Source organism: Mesorhizobium sp. LNHC252B00, assembly GCF_000502955.1.
GTDB lineage: Bacteria > Pseudomonadota > Alphaproteobacteria > Rhizobiales > Rhizobiaceae > Mesorhizobium.
Genome location: NZ_AYWO01000090.1, coordinates 1 through 769, shown reverse-complemented (window position 1 = coordinate 769; position 769 = coordinate 1). Strand labels below are relative to the sequence as shown.

The 769-nt window shown below is 56.4% G+C and carries 1 pseudogene; it reads left to right on the top strand.

Annotated features, from left to right (window positions below):
• Window positions 1–76: 76 nt before the first annotated feature.
• A pseudogene (locus tag X744_RS0139210) lies at window positions 77–769 on the top strand (diguanylate phosphodiesterase); the annotation flags it as partial.

Here is a 769-nt window from a genome sequence, read left to right as displayed (position 1 = left end):
CCATAGCTTAAGCCCTCTGTCTAAGCCTTTCTTAAGGCGGTTGTGGCATGACAAGGCTTAGCGTTGGGCCGATCATATGGGCAAAACAAAGACCGAAAGCATCCCCGCGGATGTCTATATCCAATTTGTGCGGTCGTTGTTCGACAACGCGCACATGTTGGTGATCGGTGGCGCGTGCTACTGGATCCTTGGATTCATGATCTATCTGCGCACGCAAAATCCGTTGTTTCTGGCCTTTTCTTTTATTCTGCTGCCGATCAGCCTTCTGCGTTATTTCGGTATCCGCAGCTTCCTGAAGACGGGCGGCGTGATTGCCGATGTCGAACACGCACACCGATTGGAGCGCAGTTACATCCTCAAGGGCTGCTTGCAGGGCCTCGGATTGGGTGCGCTGTGCTTCGTGTCGATCTATGTGTATCCCGACCCATTCGCCGAACTGGCGGCAATGTCGCTGACCCTGGCGACCCTGGTCACGGTTGTCGCCCGCAATTACGGGTCTCCGCGCATGGTGCGGATTTTTTCGGTAACCTTCATCGGTCCGGCGGCGCTAGCGCTGCTGCTGCGTCTGGATGCACCGTCCGTGGTCCTCGGTCTAATGATCTTCCCGATGACGTTTATTACCATCAACAGCGCCGACCATGTTCGCAATGTACTGTTTTCGGCGGTCATCGGCCACAAGCAGGCGAAAAGCATAACGCGCAAGTTCGACCGCGCGCTCAACACCATGTCGCACGGCCTGGTCATGCTTGGCCCTGATGGGCGCGTCGCG